Origin of the sequence: Streptomyces sp. NPDC005761 (assembly GCF_040630635.1) — a bacterium.
Classification (GTDB): Bacteria; Actinomycetota; Actinomycetes; order Streptomycetales; family Streptomycetaceae; genus Streptomyces.
Map to the genome: position 1 here is coordinate 320789 of NZ_JBEXXX010000002.1, position 16975 is coordinate 337763.

Sequence of the window (16975 nt, forward strand, 5' to 3'; positions counted from 1 at the left end):
GTCGGCCGTGGGGCCATCGGTGGCCGAGGGCGGCGCACGCTCCGGACGGGGACAGCACAGAACCCGGTCCGGGACAGGCCCGAACCGGGTTGATGTGTCAGCGCGAGGTCAAGCGCCGCGGCGCTGTGACGACGGACCGGACTGGTCGTCCTCGTCCTCGTCATCGTCGTCGTTGTACTGATCCGCGTACTGTGCGTACGGGTCATCTTCCTCGTCGTCGTCCTCGAACGGCTCTGCGTTCGGTGGTTGACTCGAAGGTGATGCGCCCAGCTCATTGGCCAGACGCGACAGATCGGTCCCGCCGCTGCTGTACTTCAGCTGACGGGCGACCTTGGTCTGCTTGGCCTTTGCCCGGCCGCGCCCCATGGCTCGACCCCCTCGGTGACGGGGCTCGACGGCCCCAGAGTCTTGACACGCGTTCATGTTTCAGAACGGACTCTCGGCAGAGAGACCGTGCCTGTAGTGCTTTAACGGTACCTGCTTCCGCGGCCATACGGTACGCCGCCCGCATCACGCGCCCCGGAAGAGACCCACGAGGAGCTTTGTCCGCGCTGGTCAACTGCGATTTTAACCTCATATCGGCATGCGACCCGCCGACCGGAGTGAGTCTTGTCTCGCCGGTCGGCGGGTCGGCAGGCCGTGCGCGGGGATGACACCCGGTAGGGCGCCCCAGCGCGGTCAGCTACGGCGGGCTTCGGCCATCCGCTGCTCGGCGATCCGGTCCGCCGCAGCGGCCGGCGGAATACCGTCGGCCTTCGCGCGCGCAAAGATGGCCAGCGTCGTGTCGAAGATCTTCGAGGCCTTCGCCTTGGAGCGGTCGAAGTCGAAGCCGTGCAGCTCGTCCGCGACCTGGATGACGCCACCCGCGTTCACCACGTAGTCGGGGGCGTACAGGATCGAGCGGTCCGCCAGGTCCTTCTCGACGCCCGGGTGTGCGAGCTGGTTGTTGGCCGCGCCGCACACCACGGAGGCGGTGAGCACCGGAACGGTGTCGTCGTCGAGGGCCCCGCCGAGCGCGCACGGTGCGTAGATGTCCAGGCCCTCGGTACGGATCAGAGCCTCGGTGTCCGCCGCGACGGCGACCTCGGGGTGCTTCTCGGTGATCCGGCGCACGGACTCGTCCCGCACATCCGTGATCACGACCTCGGCGCCGTCCGACAGCAGGTGCTCGACGAGGTGGTGCCCCACCTTGCCGACCCCCGCGACCCCCACTTTCCGGCCACGCAGTGTCGGGTCGCCCCAGAGGTGCTGGGCCGAGGCCCGCATGCCCTGGAAGACACCGAACGCGGTGAGCACGGAGGAGTCGCCGGCGCCGCCGTTCTCGGGGGAGCGGCCGGTGGTCCAGCGGCACTCGCGGGCCACGACGTCCATGTCGGCGACGTACGTGCCGACATCGCAGGCCGTCACGTAGCGCCCGCCGAGCGAGGCCACGAAGCGGCCGTAGGCCAGCAGCAGTTCCTCGGTCTTGATCTGCTCGGGGTCACCGATGATGACGGCCTTGCCGCCGCCGTGGTCGAGACCGGCCATGGCGTTCTTGTACGACATGCCGCGCGCCAGGTTCAGCGCGTCCGCGACGGCCTCCTGCTCGGAGGCGTACGGGTAGAAGCGGGTGCCGCCCAGGGCCGGGCCCAGAGCGGTGGAGTGGAGGGCGATGACGGCCTTGAGGCCGCTGGCACGGTCCTGGCAGAGCACGACCTGCTCGTGGCCTCCCTGGTCCGAGTGGAAGAGGGTGTGCAGCACATCTACAGGCACGCCAGTCACATCGGTCACTGTGGTGACTCCCAAGTACGAAGCGGCGGGAAGACCCTCCTGAAGGTGGGGAGGGCCCCGGACCGACCGGCACGGACGGTCCGACTGGGCAAGAGCGTAAGTCCTCCGGGGGCGCGGATCGGCTCCAGTGCCGTGGATCACCCACTACAGGAGTACGGGCGTGACACGATCGCTGCATGTCGGTGGTGTCTTCGGTGCTTGTCCCTTACGCGTCCTACCTCCGGGTGTACGAGCCACTGGCTGCCTTCCCGGAAGCCGAACGTGCTCACTGGGCCCGCTATGCGGGCCGTGAGCTGATCCCCACGGCGCAGGACGAACTGCGCCGTTCCCTGGCCGATCTGGCGGCGACCCCGCCGGTCGGCGTGCCGGCGCACGAGAGCGCCGACGCCTTCGTCGCCGAGGTGGACGGCGTGGTGTGCGTCTGCCCGTGGCGGACCCGGCTGCGCGGGTGGCTGGCGCTGGAGGGGCTGGCGGACATGTTTCCGGGTGCGGTGCTCGACGCGGTGCTGCCGCCGGTGGTGCGCGGTCAGGCCGCCGCCGACCACGAGCGGTGGTCGGAGCGCAATCCGGATGCCCGGCCGTGGATCCGGACCGCGGTGTGGCAGGTCCCCGTGCGGTGGTTCGTCCTGTTCGCGGACGAGGAACGTGAGTACCTGGAGGCGGGGGAGGACGGCGAGCCGCCCCTGTTCCGGTACCGGACGCCGATGGTCCAGGCGCGGCGCAGGCTGGCGCGGGGACTGAAGACGCTGCGGGAGTCCATGGACGACGGTCCCCTGACCGAGGGACTGGTCGATGTCGGGCGGTGGCTGGAGGAGTTCCATCCGCGCGCGCTCGTGGAGCTGGACTACGGAGGGCTCGTGCACGCCCTTCCGGCGAAGCAGCTCGCCGGGGACCGGAGCGCCGCGGACGTGGCCGAGGGCATCGCGGCGCTGGGTGCCGGTGACGCCGAGGGAGCGAGCGAGGCTTACGCGCGTCTCGCGGAGCGCTGGAGGGCCGTGAGGGACCGCCAGTTTGCGAACTGACGATCCATGAACCTGTGACCCGTGTGACACGTGAGGGTGAAGAGGCGGAACGGTACCCCAGGGGCGTCGGGACCTACGTCCCGAACCGGGCCTTTGCCTCAAGCGTGATGGATAGCACTTACGGGGCCCTTGCGTCCTTCCCTACTCCTCGTGCCAAAATAGGACAAGGAGTCCGGGGAGGGCTCCTTCCGTCCAAGTAAGGGCGGAATGCTCTGCATTGCACTCTATGGGGGGTCTGATGACTCCTGATCGCTCTGTGACTGATCGTCACGGTGGTGTGACTGTCCGCTATGGCATGGTCCATCGGCTTCCGTCGCTGATGAACACCTGGGAGGGCAATTCCATCGGTTTGGCCGACGTGGCTGGACGGATGGTGTAGTTGTAGTGCCGAGGACAAGCCGTTCGTCCTATAACCGACTCGGCCCGCGTCCGCCATTTCGGGCAACGCGGGTCAAGGTGCAGAATTTAGAGGAAAGAACCGAGATGGTTCGGTTCTCCCGAGGAGGCCGCTCATGACCGCTCGCACCCCTGATGCCGAGCCGCTGCTGACCCCGGCTGAGGTTGCCACGATGTTCCGCGTGGACCCGAAGACGGTTACCCGTTGGGCCAAGGCAGGCAAGCTCACGTCCATCCGCACGCTCGGTGGACATCGCCGGTACCGCGAGGCAGAGGTCCGCGCACTGCTTGCGGGTATTCCGCAGCAGCGCAGCGAGGCCTGACATACCCCTGTCGCCGCGTCACAACTGGGCTTTTGGGTCCCCCAACCCGTATAGCCCACCCATAGCTCCATATGACGGGCGCCCGCCCCAACGGGCGCCATACCTGTGCCATACGGGTTTCGTCATGAGATCGCGCTGGACTCCGCCGGGTCCAGCGCGATCTTTTTTGTGCGCGCAGGCCGGCGTGGGGGCCCTCCTCGCCACCCTGCCTCCTGTCCGCATCCCGCTGCTGGAAACCGGGCGTCCGGTTGGCTCCGGCGGGGGCGCGAGTGGGCGTGCCGACCCCTGTGCGAGGTGGTGCGTCCCGGCACGTGGGGGGTTGTTGCGGGGTGGGGCCGGGACCGCCGGGGGCGCTCCTGCCGAGTGGTGCAATTGCACATATTAAATTCGCCAGTTGTAGGAAGGGTGTAAAGCCACCCCTTCTGAAAACTGATTCGGTGACACCCGTCACATGGCATGAGTCTTGCCAAGTACGAGCCTGCCACTGCTGGGGAGGGGAAGGCCACGCCATTGGTCACGCGGCGGGAGGGCTTTCGTCCTCAGTCCAGGCGCGCCCGCGCCGCCCGCCCGGGCCCCATTCGGCACCGCCGGGTGGCGCGGAGGTGGATGCGGGGGTGAGACGGGCAGTCGTGCGGCCGGGGGAGGGCCGCCGTGCGAGGGCCGGAGGGGCGGCTCCCGAGGGCGATTGCGGCTCCCCGACCTCGCCGGCCGCCCCCGTCACAGGCCGCACGGTCTGTTCCGGGGGCGCGGAGGCCGTCACATGCGTACTGGCGCGCAGCGGCGCTGCGGAGGCCTTCGCGTGCGGCCCGGCGTCCGCCGGCCCGTCGGAGGGCGTTGCGTGTGTACCCGCCCCGGACGACGCCTCGGAGGCCGTCACGTGCGCACCGGCGCCTGGCGACGTCTCGGAGGGCGTTGCGTGCGTACCCGCGCCCAACGATGCCTCGGAGGCCGTCACGCGCGCCCCGGCGCCTGACGGCGTCTCGGAGGGCGTCGCGTGCGTACCCGCGCCCAACGGCGCCTCGGAGGCCGTCACGCGCGCACCGGCGCCCGGCGGCCCGTCGGAAGGCGTCACATGCTCTCTGGCGCCCTCCGTCGGCCCCGTAGGCGTCACGTGCTCCGTGGTCTGTCCCGGAGGCGGCTCCGGGGCCTGGGCGGCCGCCGGGCTCGTCCCGGAACGTCCGGGGCTCGGCAGGGGCGCTGTGGCCGCGTCGGGCGGTCCGGGGGCCGCCAGGGGCTCCATGGCGAGCCGCAGCAACCGTGCGCAGACTGCGCAGTGTCGGGTGAGGTGGCGGTAGCCCGATGCCGCCGCCAGGTGGGCGCGCAGCAGGGCGCGGATCTCGTGCCGGGGCGCCCTTCTGCGAACCGGGGCCGGGGCGGGGCCCTCACCCGCTGCCGCGGCCGGCTCGCGGGCTCCGGACCGGTCGGACAGGAAGCCCTCGCTCGTGGATGCCGTCATCCGCGCCACCTCCCGGTGGGTGCGCGCCACCCCGCCCGGAAAACCAGGGGCAGCCCTTGGTTTCTGAGTACTCGTCGGCGGACACCGGAGTCAAGACGCGCGAAAGCCCGGATCCAGAGGATCCGGGCTTTCGTTACTGCGGTCCTGACGGGATTTGAACCCGCGGCCTCCACCTTGACAGGGTGGCGAGCACTCCAAACTGCTCCACAGGACCAGGTTTTCGCGGCTGCCTTGCGGCTGGCTGCGAAGACAGACTGTACAGGAGGTCGGAGGGTGCGGTCGACCTCACTCCCGGTGGTGGAGGCGTTACCCGCCCGCCGCCGGTCGCCCTAAGGGGCGGCGGCGTCGATCGCCTTCACGATCCGCTTGTCGGAGACGGGGAACGCGGTGCCGAGCGCGTGGGCGAAGTAGCTGACCCGCAGTTCCTCGATCATCCAGCGGATGTCCAGGACCTCCTGCGGAACGGGTCTGCCCTGCGGCAGTTGCTCCAGCAGCCAGGCGTACTCGTCCTGCATCTCGTGGACCTTCTCCATGCGCGTGGTGTCGCGCTGGACGTTCGTCGGCATCTGCTGGAGCCGGCGGTCCTCGGCGACCAGGTAGCGCATCAGGTCGGGCAGCCTGCGCAGCCCGGTCAGGGTGACGAACCCGGGCGGCACGAGGCGGGCGAGGTGGTCCCGTACGTCCGTGACGTTGTTGATCAGGACCAGGCTGCTGGTGGACTTCAGCCGGCGTTCGCAGGCCTGCCAGGCCGCCAGGATCTGCTGGACCTGGCCGATCGTCCGGACGGTCAGGTCGACCAGGTCGGCGCGCACCTTGTCGTACAGCTTCCGGAACGACGCCTCGTCCCAGGCGGGACCGCCGTGCGCGGCGATCAGCCGGTCGGCCGCCGCCGTCGCGCAGTCGTCGAACAGCGCCTGGATGGAGCCGTGCGGATTGCGGGACAGGGCGAGCTTCTGCTGGTTCGTGAGCTTGTCCGAGGCGAACTTCGCCGGGTTCACCGGGATGTTCAGCAGGATCAGCTTCCGGGTGCCGCGCCACATCGCCTGCTGCTGTTCGGCCTCGGTGTCGAAGAGCCGCACGGCCACGGTCCCGCCCTGGTCGACGAGGGCCGGGAAGGCCTTGACCGGCTGCCCCGCCCTCCGGGTCTCGAAGACCTTGTCCAGCGTGCCGATCGTCCAGTCCGTGAGGCCCGAGCGCTCGATGGACTCCCCGGAGGGCCCCGCGGTCGCCGCGGCGGCCTTGGAGAGGGCCTGGCGGGCCTTGGGGCGCAGCTGGACCCGCAGCGCCTCCAGGTCCTTGTCCTCGGCGACCTTGCGGCGCCGCTCGTCGACGACCCGGAAGGTGATCTTCAGGTGGTCCGGTACGCGGCTCAGGTCGAAGTCGTCCGCGGTCACGGGCACGCCGACCATCCGCTGGAGCTCACGGGCCAGTGTCACCGGCAGCGGCTCCTGCAGCGGTACGGCCCGGTCCAGGAACTTGTCGGCGTAGTTCGGCGCGGGGACGTAGTGGCGGCGGATCGGCTTGGGCAGCGAACGGATCAGCTCGGTCACCACTTCCTCGCGCAGGCCGGGGATCTGCCAGTCGAAGCCCTCCGACGTGACCTGGTTGAGCACCTGGAGCGGGATGTGGACGGTCACACCGTCGGCGTCCGCGCCGGGCTCGAACTGGTACGTCACCCGGAACTTGAGCTTCCCCTGCCGCCAGGAGTCCGGGTAGTCGTCCTTGGTGACGGCCCCGGCCTTCTCGTTGATGAGCATCGAGCGCTCGAAGTCGAGCGCGTCCGGCTCGTCGTGGCGCTTGTGCTTCCACCACGAGTCGAAATGCGCACCGGACACGACATGTTCGGGGATCCGCTGGTCGTAGAAGTCGAAGAGCGTCTCGTCATCCACGAGGATGTCGCGGCGCCGGGCGCGGTGCTCCAACTCCTCGACCTCGCCCAGGAGTTTGCGGTTGTCGTGGAAGAACTGGTGGTGGGTGCGCCAGTCGCCCTCGACCAGGGCGTTGCGGATGAAGAGGTCCCGCGAGGCCTCCTGGTCGATGCGGCCGAAATTGACCTTGCGCTGGGCCACGATGGGCACGCCGTACAGGGTGACCCGCTCGAACGCCATCACCGCCGCCTGGTCCTTCTCCCAGTGCGGCTCGCTGTAGGTGCGCTTCAGCAGGTGCTGGGCCAGCGGTTCGATCCACTCGGGCTCGACCCGGGCGTTGACCCGCGCCCACAGCCGGGACGTCTCGACCAGCTCGGCCGACATCACGAACCGCGGCTGCTTCTTGAAGAGCGCCGAACCGGGGAAGATCGCGAACTTGGCGCTGCGGGCGCCCAGGTACTCGTTCTTCTCGGTGTCCTTCAGTCCGATGTGCGACAGCAGCCCGGCGAGCAGCGAGGTGTGCACCGACTGCTCCGGGGCGTCGTCCTCGTTGAGCTCGATGCCCATCTGCTTGGCGACCGTACGCAGCTGGGCGTAGATGTCCTGCCACTCGCGGATGCGCAGGAAGTTCAGGTACTCCTGCTTGCACATCCGGCGGAAACTGGAGGAGCCGCGCTCCTTCTGCTGTTCGCGGATGTAGCGCCACAGGTTCAGGAACGCCAGGAAGTCCGACGTCTCGTCCTTGAACCGGGCGTGCTGCTGATCGGCCTGCGTCTGCTTCTCGGACGGCCGCTCGCGCGGATCCTGGATGGAGAGCGCGGAAGCGATGACCATGACCTCGCGGACGCAGCCGTTCCGGTCTGCCTCGATGACCATGCGGGCCAGCCGCGGGTCCACCGGCAGCTGCGAGAGCTTGCGGCCGAGCGGGGTGAGCCGCTTCTTCGGATCCTTCTCCTCCGGATCCAGCGCACCCAGCTCCTGGAGGAGCTGCACGCCGTCGCGGATGTTGCGGTGGTCCGGCGGGTCGATGAAGGGGAACTTCTCGATGTCGCCGAGACCCGCGGCGGTCATCTGGAGGATGACGGAGGCCAGGTTCGTACGGAGGATCTCCGGGTCCGTGAACTCCGGGCGGGTCAGGAAGTCGTCCTCGGAGTACAGCCGGATGCAGATGCCGTCCGACGTACGGCCGCAGCGGCCCTTGCGCTGGTTGGCGCTGGCCTGCGAGATCCGCTCGATCGGGAGCCGCTGGACCTTGGTGCGGTGGCTGTAGCGGGAGATACGGGCGTTGCCCGGGTCGATCACGTACTTGATGCCGGGGACGGTCAGGGATGTCTCGGCGACGTTGGTCGCGAGAACGATCCTGCGGCCGGTGTGGCGCTGGAACACGCGGTGCTGCTCGGCGTGCGACAGGCGCGCGTAGAGGGGGAGCACCTCGGTATGTCTGAGGTTGCGTTTGCCGAGCGCGTCCGCCGTGTCGCGGATCTCCCGCTCGCCGGAGAGGAAGACCAGGACGTCACCGGGGCCCTCGGACTGGAGTTCGTCGACCGCGTCGCAGATCGCGGTGATCTGGTCGCGGTCGGAATCCTCGCTGTCCTCCTCCAGGAGGGGGCGATAACGCACCTCCACCGGATACGTACGCCCGCTGACCTCGACGATCGGCGCCTCGCCGAAGTGACGGGCGAAACGCTCCGGGTCGATGGTCGCCGAGGTGATGACGACCTTCAGATCCGGGCGCTTGGGCAGCAGCCGGGCCAGGTAGCCGAGGAGGAAGTCGATGTTCAGCGACCGCTCGTGGGCCTCGTCGATGATGATCGTGTCGTAGGCGAGCAGCTCGCGGTCCGTCTGGATCTCGGCGAGCAGGATGCCGTCCGTCATCAGCTTGACGAAGGTCGCGTCCTGGTTGACCTGGTCGGTGAAGCGGACCTTCCAGCCGACGGCCTCGCCCAGCGGCGTACTCAGCTCCTCGGCGATCCGCTCGGCGACCGTGCGCGCCGCGATCCGGCGCGGCTGGGTGTGCCCGATCATGCCGCGGACGCCACGGCCGAGCTCCATGCAGATCTTGGGGATCTGGGTGGTCTTTCCGGAGCCGGTCTCACCGGCGACGATCACGACCTGGTGGTCGCGTATCGCCTCCAGGATCTCGTCCTTCTTCTGGCTGACCGGCAGCTGTTCGGGGTACGAGAGAGCAGGCATCCGCCCGGCCCGCAGCGCGAGCCGCCCGGCTGCCTTCGTGGCCTGGGCCGCGATCTCGTCCAGCACGGTCTGCTGGGCCTCGGGCTTACGAATGCGGCGCGCGCCTTCGAGGCGGCGGCCGAGCCGGTGCGCGTCGCGGAGCGAGAGCTGCCCGAGCTGGGACTGGAGATCGGCAAAGGAAGTAGACATACGGGTCCCAGGATCTCACCCGGGCCCGAGGAACGGCGAACCTATTTCGAGCGGTCTCGGTCATCGGACCCGTACGGCCGGGGACGGAGTGATCACAGCACGTACCATTCCGGACAGCTGATCCCTCTGCCGTGGCCCCTGCCGGAAGGTCTGTCCGCCGTGTCCCGTTCGTCGTGGTGCTGCCTGGTGGCGGCCCTTGCGGTCGTCCTGGGGCTGTTCTGCGGGCCGTCGAACGCGGCGGCGTCGACAGCCTCGTCGGGGCCGTCCGTGGCCGTGGCCGTGGGCGCCGGGCAGGGAGACGGGATTCCGGGATGCGGCAGGAGCGGCAAGCACGACGGTACGGAGCCGGCCGTTCCCGGGCGGGCCCGCGCGGCCCACGACCAGGCGCCGGGTCTCGCCGAATGGGGTCTGCCCGCCGCCACCGTCGCGGTGCCGGTGCGGCAACTCGCGCCGATGACGCTGCGCGGACCCGACGCGGCCGCACCGAGCCCGGTGGAACTCTCCGTACTGAGGGTGTAGACGGCCGCCCCCTTCCCGGCCGTCCCTCTTCGTTCCTCCCGCGTCACCAGCTCGGAGTTCCGCATGCCCATGTCCATGCCCAAGCCGTCCCCGAAACCGTCGTCCCGTAAGCCGTCGCCCCGGACACCCAGCAGGAAGCCGTTGATCTACGGCGCCGGGGTGGTCGTCGCCGCTGCGCTGTTCGGGTACGTGTCCTACCGGGCCACCGCGCCTGAGTCCGCCGCCTCCGGTTCCTCTTCCGTGGTGGCCGGCGTCACCGCGGACCCGGACGAGGGCGTCTACCCGGAGCTGGCCGCGCTCGCCCGGCGCGACGCCGGCGACAAGCTGGCGCTGGGGCGGACGGACGCGCCCGTCGTCCTCATCGAATACGCCGACTTCAAGTGCGGCTACTGCGGAAAGTTCGCCCGCGACACCGAACCCGCCCTGGTGAAGGAGTACGTCGACACCGGCACCCTGCGCATCGAGTGGCGCAACTTCCCCATCTTCGGCGCCGAGTCCGAGGCCGCCGCGCGTGCCTCCTGGGCCGCCGGGCAGCAGGACCGCTTCTGGGAGTTCCACCGCGCCGCGTACGCCGAGGGAGCCAAGGAGAAGGGGTTCGGAAAGGCCCGGCTGAAGGCACTCGCACGCCAGGCCGGGGTGCCCGACCTCGACCGATTCGTCCGCGACACGGACGGCACGGCGGCCGCCGCGGCCGTGAGCAAGGACCAGGAACAGGGGTATGGAATCGGCGCCACGTCCACCCCGTCCTTCCTGGTCAACGGCCGCCCGATCGCCGGGGCACAACCGGCGGAGACCTTCACCCGGGCCATCGAGCAGGCAGCCGCCACGGCGAAGAACCTCGGCCACGCGGGACAGGACCCCAAGGGCCCGGCCGCCCCCGCATCCCCCGAGGGCTCCGCGAAATGACGGCGGACATCGGCTACTTCGCCGCCTTCCTCGGCGGCCTGCTGGCCCTCTTCAGCCCGTGCAGCGCCCTGCTGCTCCCCGCCTTCTTCGCGTACTCCATCGACTCCGCCTCCCGGCTGCTCGCCCGGACCGGGATCTTCTACGCGGGACTGGCCACCACCCTCGTCCCGCTCGGGGCCGCGGGCTCGTACGCCGGACGGCTCTTCTACGGCCACCGCGACGCCCTCGTCCTCGGCGCGGGCTGGCTGATCATCGGGCTCGGTGTCGCACAGATCGTCGGTCTGGGCTTCGCCTCGCGCCGGATCTCCGCACTCAGCGGCCGGATCCGCCCCACGACCGCCGTGTCCGTCTACGCGCTCGGAGCCGTCTACGGCCTCGCCGGCTTCTGCGCGGGGCCGATCCTCGGCAGCGTCCTGACCGTCGCGGCCGTCAGTGGCAGCCCGGCGTACGGAGGGCTGCTGCTCGCCGTCTACGCGCTGGGCATGGCGGTGCCGCTCCTCCTGCTCGCACTGCTCTGGGAAAGGTTCGATCTGGGCCGGCGGGCGTGGCTGCGCGGCAGGCCCCTGCGGCTGGGCCGCTTCGAGCTGCACACCACGACGGTGCTGTCGGGGCTCTTCTTCATCGGCCTCGGCGCCCTGTTCCTCGCATATGACGGGACGACGGCGCTGCCCGGCCTGCTGGACGTGGACCAGTCGTTCGCCGTGGAGGAATGGGCCCGGGGCATCGGCGAGCGCGTGCCGGACGCGGTGCTCCTGGTCGCGGTGGTGGGCGTGGTGCTGCTGGTGCTCGCGGTGAAGTCCGGGCGGCGGCGGGGCATGGCCGACGAGGACAGCACGAACACCGCAGAGCGGGAGAGCGCCTGACACGGCGAAGGCCCCGTCCATCGGACGGGGCCTTCGGGTGGTGGCTGGGGCCGGGATCGAACCGGCGACCTATCGCTTTTCAGGCGATCGCTCGTACCAACTGAGCTACCCAGCCACGCAGCTCACAAGGGCTGCAGCGGTCCTGACGGGATTTGAACCCGCGGCCTCCACCTTGACAGGGTGGCGAGCACTCCAAACTGCTCCACAGGACCAAGCTTTGTGCGACTAAGTGTCGCACAGGTTGTGCGTGCCCCCAACGGGATTCGAACCCGTGCTACCGCCTTGAAAGGGCGGCGTCCTGGGCCACTAGACGATGAGGGCAGAACTGCTGGTACAGCTTGCTTCCACGTCTGTCGCCCGAAGGGAAAGTGAAGAAGCGTGTGACTCCGCTTCCCCTCAAGAGGTTCTGCTTCTTCTTCCACCTTCGAGGTTTCAGAACGGTCGAGCCCTGACCGGCGCCCTTGGGCACGTCGGAGACTGTACACGGGGGTTTCGGTGTCAGCCAAACCGAATAGGGGAGGGCGTAGCGTCGGGCCGGTTCTCCTTGGGCAGGTGGCGGCTGACCTCGGCGGTCGTCAGGCCGAGGCCCCCCAGTGTGATCTCGTCCCAGGCCTGCAGGCGGCGGGTGGAGCGGTCCAGATAGAGCACCGACGCGAGTACCTGTTCCGGCTTCTCGTTCTGTACGGCCCGCAGCCCGCCGCCACCCGTCGAGCCCTCGACCATCAGCCGGGTGCCGAGCTTCATGACCTCGTTCTGCCGGTGGTGCACATGACCGGCCAGGACGAGGGGGACCGTTCCGTCCGTCTGCCGGGCCGCCTCCGGCTCGTGGGCGACGGCGATGTCCGCCGGGGTGCCCGCCCGTCGCTGGTCGCGCAGTGCGGCGGCGAGCCGCGCGCCCGCCGCCCGCTCGGCACCCTCCGCCTGTTCAGGGCCTGTGCGGTCCGGGGTGAACTGCGGGTCCCCGATGCCGGCGACCCGCAGACCGCCGACGTTCACCGCGCGGCCCTTGTCCAGCACGTGCACGTTCTTGAAACGCTTGTTCCCCTCCAGGTACTTCTGCGTCACCGCCGAGTCGTGGTTGCCCCGGACCCAGACGTACGGCGCTCCCAGGTCGCTGATCGGGTCGAGGAAGCTGTTCTCCACGGCCGCCCCGTGGTCCATCGTGTCGCCGGAATCGATGATCACGTCGATGTCGTACTGCTCGACGAGCGAGCCGATGATGTGCCACGCCGCGGGGTTGAGATGGATGTCGGAGACGTGCAGGACCCGGAGCGTCGCGGGGTCCGGGCTGTACACGGGGAGCGTCGAGGTGGCGTCGTACAGCTTGGTGACGTTGGTGACCAGGCGGGCGAGTTCCTGCTGGTAGACGTCGAAGTCGGTGACGATCGAGCGGGCGTCGCCGACGACGGAGGGGGCGCTGGACAGCAGCCCGGAGAACTTCGGCTCCAGGACCGACTCGGGGTTCCAGGTGGCGTACGCACCCACGCCCGAGGCAGTCAGCAGCGCGAGCGCGAGCCCTCCGGCGGCCAGGGCGCGCCGGGGCCTGCGGTAGACGGCGAGGCCGAGCGCGGTGGCGCCCGAGACGACCGCGACGCAGGAGCGCAGGGCGAGCTCGCGGGCCCCCGTGGCGACGTCGCCACCGACCTCGGCCTCGAGGCCGGCCAGTCGTTCGGGGTGCTGGACCAGGGCCTCGGAGCGGACCGGGTCGAGGCGGTCGACATCCACGTCGAGCCGGACCGGGGCATGGTGCGAGTTCAGTTCCAGGGCGCCGAGCGGGGACACGTTGATCTTGGTGCCGCCGCTGAGCGAGGGCCGCAGGGTCATGGTCGTGTCCATCGGGCCCACGGGCGTGCGGACACTGCCGACGACCAGCAGCCCCAGCCAGGCGCCGAACAGCACGACGGCGACCAGGCCGAGCGCGCGGGCGAACGGATGCGGCGAGCTGCCGATCGTGCCGCTGTTGCGAGGCCGGCGGCCGGAGCGCGGGCGGGGGCGGATGAGGTGCCGGGCGCGGGCTGCTGCGGCACGGAACGGGTCGCGGGCCATTGGGCGCGTATGCCCCGGCGAAGAGGCGGATATGCGCGTCCGGCGGACCGGGGCACATCCGGCGGCCGTACGTGACAATGGCGGGGTGCTGGAGATGACGCGGGAAGCGTTCGAGGAACTGGTCGGCGAGGCGCTGGACCGGATCCCGCCGGAGCTCACGGGGCTGATGGACAACGTCGCGGTGTTCGTCGAGGACGAGCCGGAGTCCGACGATCCGGAACTGCTGGGGCTCTATGAGGGCACGCCGCTGACCGAGCGGGGCGAGTGGTACGCGGGAGTCCTGCCGGACCGGATCACCATCTACCGGGGGCCCACGCTGCGGATGTGCGAGTCGCGCGAGGACGTCGTCGCCGAAACGGAGATCACGGTCGTCCACGAGATCGCCCACCACTTCGGCATCGACGACGAAAGGCTGCACGCGCTCGGTTACGGGTGAGCTCTGCGGCCGCACGCGTCAGGTTTCCGGGCGGGAGCAGGGGGCGCGCGCAGATGTGAGTGAGGTGCGGCACCGCGAGGTGTGAATGAGGTGTGCGGGCCTGCCCGGGGGCGTGTCCCCGGCGGGGCGGCGGGAGTTGGGCACAGCGGCTCCCGGCTCGTTTCCGGGGTGCCTCGTCCTTCTTCGCGCCCCCGGAGGTGCCCCCGTGCGCCAGTTGCCCGTTCCCGTCCGCTGGGCGGCCGTCACTGCGGTGACGATCGCCGCGTCCACCGGCTGCATGAGCATCGGCTCCGACGGCGGGAAACCGGCGCCGTCCGGCTCCGCCGTGCCGAAGGGTGCGGTGGCCGAGCCGGACGGCTCCACGGTTGCCGGGACCGGCCGCGCCCGTACGGGGGGCGGCTCCGGGGCGCACTCCGAGCGCAGGGCCGGCCGGTCCGCGAACCCGAGCGCTTCCGCCGCCCCCTCGGGGGGCCCCGGCGCGGAGCCCGGCCGGCCCGGCCCTGCGAAGCCCGGTCACCCGGCGGCGCAGTCACCATCGGCGCAGGAGTCCGGGGCCCCCGCGCAGCCGGAGCCGCCGGCTCCGTCCGACCCCGGCCCCGGCACCCCCGGGAGCCAGCAGCCGTCGACTCCGCCGCCGCCCGACCCGGAGCCCTCCGATCCGGAGCCGCCGGCGCCGTCTGCCTCTCCGGCCGCGCAGCTCCGTGATGGTGCGACGGGCACGCCGGACGCGGTGTACGCGCTGCGGACTCCGGAGGCATCACCGCAGGTGGGACCTGCCTGAGGGGGTGGTCGGCAGGGGGTGGTTTGCGCAATGTGGGGGTGAGTGCGTATGGTGGTAGATCGTTTGATCCCATTGCCCGGCGCCGACACAGAAGAGCGCCGTGTGGCGCGTACTCTCCCTTGCCGTGGCTGGACCGCATTGAGGCGGTCGAAATTGCGAAAACACGGAGTTACGGGCGCGTGCCGAGACTCCGAGAGGTTTCGCATTTCGCATGTCAATTTCCAGTTCTGACCACACCGTCATGCCCGAGAACGTCGAGAACGACGTCGAGAGCACCGAGCTCATCGAGGCCGCAGAGGCCGTCGTCGCCGACTCCGTCGAGACCGACGCCCCCCAGGCCGAGCAGGCCGACACCGACTCCGCCGACGAGGCGGACGCCGAGCCGACCATCACGTTCGGCGACCTGGGCCTGCCCGAGGGCATCGTCCGCAAGCTCGCGCAGAACGGTGTGACCGCTCCCTTCCCGATCCAGGCGGCGACCATCCCGGACGCCCTGGCCGGCAAGGACATCCTGGGCCGCGGCCGTACCGGCTCCGGCAAGACCCTCTCCTTCGGTCTGCCGACCCTTGCCGCGCTGGCCGGTGGCCACACGGAGAAGAAGAAGCCCCGCGCGATCATCCTCACCCCGACCCGTGAGCTCGCGATGCAGGTCGCGGACGCGCTGCAGCCCTACGGCGACGTGCTCGGCCTCAAGATGAAGGTCGTCTGCGGCGGTACGTCGATGGGCAACCAGATCTACGCGCTGGAGCGCGGTGTCGACGTCCTCGTCGCCACCCCGGGCCGCCTGCGCGACATCATCAACCGGGGCGCGTGCTCCCTGGAGAACGTCCAGGTCGCCGTCCTCGACGAGGCCGACCAGATGTCCGACCTGGGCTTCCTGCCCGAGGTCACCGAGCTGCTCGACCAGATCCCCGGCGGCGGCCAGCGCATGCTCTTCTCCGCCACGATGGAGAACGAGATCGGCACCCTGGTCAAGCGCTACCTGAGCAACCCGGTCACCCACGAGGTCGACTCCGCCCAGGGCAACGTCTCGACCATGTCGCACCACGTCCTCGTCGTGAAGCCGAAGGACAAGGCGCCGGTCACCTCCGCCATCGCCGCCCGCAAGGGCCGCACGATCATCTTCGTCCGCACCCAGCTGGGTGCCGACCGCATCGCCGAGCAGCTCATCGAGGCCGGCGTGAAGGCGGACGCCCTGCACGGCGGCATGACCCAGGGCGCCCGTACCCGCGTGCTCGAGGACTTCAAGAAGGGCTTCGTCAACGCGCTCGTCGCGACCGACGTCGCCGCCCGCGGTATCCACGTCGACGGCATCGACCTGGTCCTGAACGTGGACCCGGCCGGTGACCACAAGGACTACCTGCACCGCTCGGGCCGTACCGCCCGTGCCGGCAAGTCCGGTGTCGTCGTCTCGCTGGCGCTGCCGCACCAGCGCCGCCAGATCTTCCGCCTGATGGAGGACGCGGGCGTCGACGCCTCGCGCCACATCGTCCAGGGCGCGGGCGTCTTCGAGCCGGAGGTCGCCGAGATCACCGGCGCCCGTTCGCTCACCGAGGTCCAGGCCGACTCGGCGAACAACGCCGCCAAGCAGGCCGAGCGCGAGGCCGCCGACCTGACCAAGCAGCTCGAGCGCATCCAGCGCCGTGCCGTGGAGCTGCGCGAGGAGGCCGACCGCCTGGTCGCCCGCGCCGCACGCGAGCGGGGCGACGACCCCGAGGCCGCAGTGGCCGAGGTCGCCGCCGAGGCGGAGGCCGCACTGCTGGCCGCCACCTCCGTGCCGGAGCAGCCCGCAGTGCGCGAGGAGCGTCGCGACGACCGCGGCAACTACGAGCGCCGGGACAACCGCGGTGGCGACCGCGGTGGTTACCGTGGCGGCAGCGACCGTGTCGGCGAGCGCAGCGGCCGCCCGGCCGGCAGCAACGGCTACCGCGGCAGTAGCGACCGTCCGTCGTTCCGCGGCAGCAACGACCGTCGTGAGGACCGTCCGGTCGGTGGCGGTTTCCGCTCCGGCGGCGGTGACCGTCGTGACGACCGTGGCGGCCGTTCCTTCGAGCGTCGTGACAACGACCGCCCGTCGTTCAACCGCGACCGTCGTGACGAGCGTCCCTCGGGCGGTTTCCGCTCCGGCGGCGGTGACCGTCGTGACGACCGTGGCGGCCGTTCCTTCGAGCGTCGTGACAACGACCGCCCGTCGTTCAACCGCGACG

The 16975-nt window shown here is 70.4% G+C and carries 12 protein-coding genes, 4 tRNA genes and 1 pseudogene; 8 read left to right on the forward strand and 9 right to left on the reverse strand.

The features are described from left to right. Positions 1–108: 108 nt before the first annotated feature. On the reverse strand, positions 109–366 hold the full coding sequence (locus ABZ434_RS03680) for a DUF3073 domain-containing protein (protein WP_123460581.1): 258 nt from the start codon (positions 364–366) through the stop codon (positions 109–111). A 312-nt stretch (positions 367–678) separates the two neighbouring features. Beyond that, positions 679–1770 (reverse strand): Glu/Leu/Phe/Val dehydrogenase dimerization domain-containing protein, encoded by a 1092-nt coding sequence (locus tag ABZ434_RS03685; RefSeq protein WP_359131827.1) that lies wholly within the window; start codon positions 1768–1770, stop codon positions 679–681. 176 nt (positions 1771–1946) lie between these two features. On the opposite strand from ABZ434_RS03685, the gene ABZ434_RS03690 reads away from it, so the two are divergent. Then, entirely contained in the window at positions 1947–2792 is an 846-nt protein-coding gene (locus tag ABZ434_RS03690; RefSeq protein ID WP_359131828.1) for a hypothetical protein, read from the forward strand. 512 nt (positions 2793–3304) lie between these two features. Continuing rightward, positions 3305–3511, forward strand: a complete 207-nt coding sequence (bldC, locus tag ABZ434_RS03695; protein WP_003949541.1) for a developmental transcriptional regulator BldC — start codon at positions 3305–3307, stop codon at positions 3509–3511. A 1174-nt stretch (positions 3512–4685) separates the two neighbouring features. Here the strand turns inward: bldC and ABZ434_RS03700 are convergent. The 3 genes and pseudogenes from ABZ434_RS03700 to hrpA form a co-directional block, all read right to left on the reverse strand. After that, positions 4686–4847 (reverse strand): annotated as a pseudogene (locus ABZ434_RS03700) (DUF6274 family protein); the annotation flags it as partial. A gap of 259 nt (positions 4848–5106) precedes the next feature. Beyond that, positions 5107–5181, reverse strand: a tRNA-Asp gene (locus ABZ434_RS03705). A 115-nt stretch (positions 5182–5296) separates the two neighbouring features. Next, positions 5297–9217, reverse strand: coding sequence for an ATP-dependent RNA helicase HrpA (hrpA, locus tag ABZ434_RS03710; RefSeq protein ID WP_359131830.1), 3921 nt, complete (start codon positions 9215–9217; stop codon positions 5297–5299). A gap of 159 nt (positions 9218–9376) precedes the next feature. Here hrpA and ABZ434_RS03715 point away from each other — a divergent pair, with 159 nt between their 5' ends. The 3 genes from ABZ434_RS03715 to ABZ434_RS03725 all read left to right on the forward strand — a co-directional run bounded on the left by ABZ434_RS03715 (position 9377) and on the right by ABZ434_RS03725 (position 11505). After that, a complete protein-coding gene (locus ABZ434_RS03715; protein WP_359131832.1) occupies positions 9377–9736 on the forward strand; it encodes a hypothetical protein in 360 nt (119 codons plus the stop codon). Between the two features lie 69 nt (positions 9737–9805). Beyond that, positions 9806–10642, forward strand: a complete 837-nt coding sequence (locus ABZ434_RS03720; protein WP_359131881.1) for a DsbA family protein — start codon at positions 9806–9808, stop codon at positions 10640–10642. Continuing rightward, positions 10639–11505, forward strand: coding sequence for a cytochrome c biogenesis CcdA family protein (locus tag ABZ434_RS03725; RefSeq protein WP_359131833.1), 867 nt, complete (start codon positions 10639–10641; stop codon positions 11503–11505). The genes ABZ434_RS03720 and ABZ434_RS03725 overlap by 4 nt, the downstream gene beginning before the upstream one ends. Before the next feature lie 38 nt (positions 11506–11543). Here the strand turns inward: ABZ434_RS03725 and ABZ434_RS03730 are convergent. The 4 genes from ABZ434_RS03730 to ABZ434_RS03745 form a co-directional block, all read right to left on the reverse strand. Further along, positions 11544–11620: transfer RNA gene (locus tag ABZ434_RS03730), tRNA-Phe, on the reverse strand. A gap of 22 nt (positions 11621–11642) precedes the next feature. Further along, a tRNA-Asp gene (locus ABZ434_RS03735) sits at positions 11643–11717 on the reverse strand. 36 nt (positions 11718–11753) lie between these two features. Next, positions 11754–11826, reverse strand: a tRNA-Glu gene (locus ABZ434_RS03740). A gap of 177 nt (positions 11827–12003) precedes the next feature. Continuing rightward, positions 12004–13551: a metallophosphoesterase gene (locus tag ABZ434_RS03745; protein WP_359131835.1), complete on the reverse strand. Its 1548-nt coding sequence runs from the start codon at positions 13549–13551 to the stop codon at positions 12004–12006. 85 nt (positions 13552–13636) lie between these two features. On the opposite strand from ABZ434_RS03745, the gene ABZ434_RS03750 reads away from it, so the two are divergent. The 3 genes from ABZ434_RS03750 to ABZ434_RS03760 form a co-directional block, all read left to right on the forward strand. Continuing rightward, entirely contained in the window at positions 13637–13987 is a 351-nt protein-coding gene (locus ABZ434_RS03750) for a metallopeptidase family protein (RefSeq protein WP_359131836.1), read from the forward strand. A gap of 205 nt (positions 13988–14192) precedes the next feature. Next, positions 14193–14768, forward strand: coding sequence for a hypothetical protein (locus ABZ434_RS03755; RefSeq protein ID WP_359131838.1), 576 nt, complete (start codon positions 14193–14195; stop codon positions 14766–14768). 241 nt (positions 14769–15009) lie between these two features. Next, positions 15010–16975: DEAD/DEAH box helicase (locus tag ABZ434_RS03760; protein ID WP_359131882.1), on the forward strand; the 1966-nt coding region annotated here is incomplete at its 3' end.

Bases quoted from the DNA above. Each gene is read 5' to 3' on its own strand.
- ABZ434_RS03680 (WP_123460581.1), bottom strand. From the start codon at position 366: ATGGGGCGCGGCCGGGCAAAGGCCAAGCAGACCAAGGTCGCCCGTCAG.
- ABZ434_RS03720 (WP_359131881.1), top strand. From the start codon at position 9,806: ATGTCCATGCCCAAGCCGTCCCCGAAACCGTCGTCCCGTAAGCCGTCG.
- ABZ434_RS03725 (WP_359131833.1), top strand. From the start codon at position 10,639: ATGACGGCGGACATCGGCTACTTCGCCGCCTTCCTCGGCGGCCTGCTG.
- bldC (WP_003949541.1), top strand. From the start codon at position 3,305: ATGACCGCTCGCACCCCTGATGCCGAGCCGCTGCTGACCCCGGCTGAG.
- ABZ434_RS03745 (WP_359131835.1), bottom strand. From the start codon at position 13,551: ATGGCCCGCGACCCGTTCCGTGCCGCAGCAGCCCGCGCCCGGCACCTC.
- hrpA (WP_359131830.1), bottom strand. From the start codon at position 9,217: ATGTCTACTTCCTTTGCCGATCTCCAGTCCCAGCTCGGGCAGCTCTCG.
- ABZ434_RS03690 (WP_359131828.1), top strand. From the start codon at position 1,947: ATGTCGGTGGTGTCTTCGGTGCTTGTCCCTTACGCGTCCTACCTCCGG.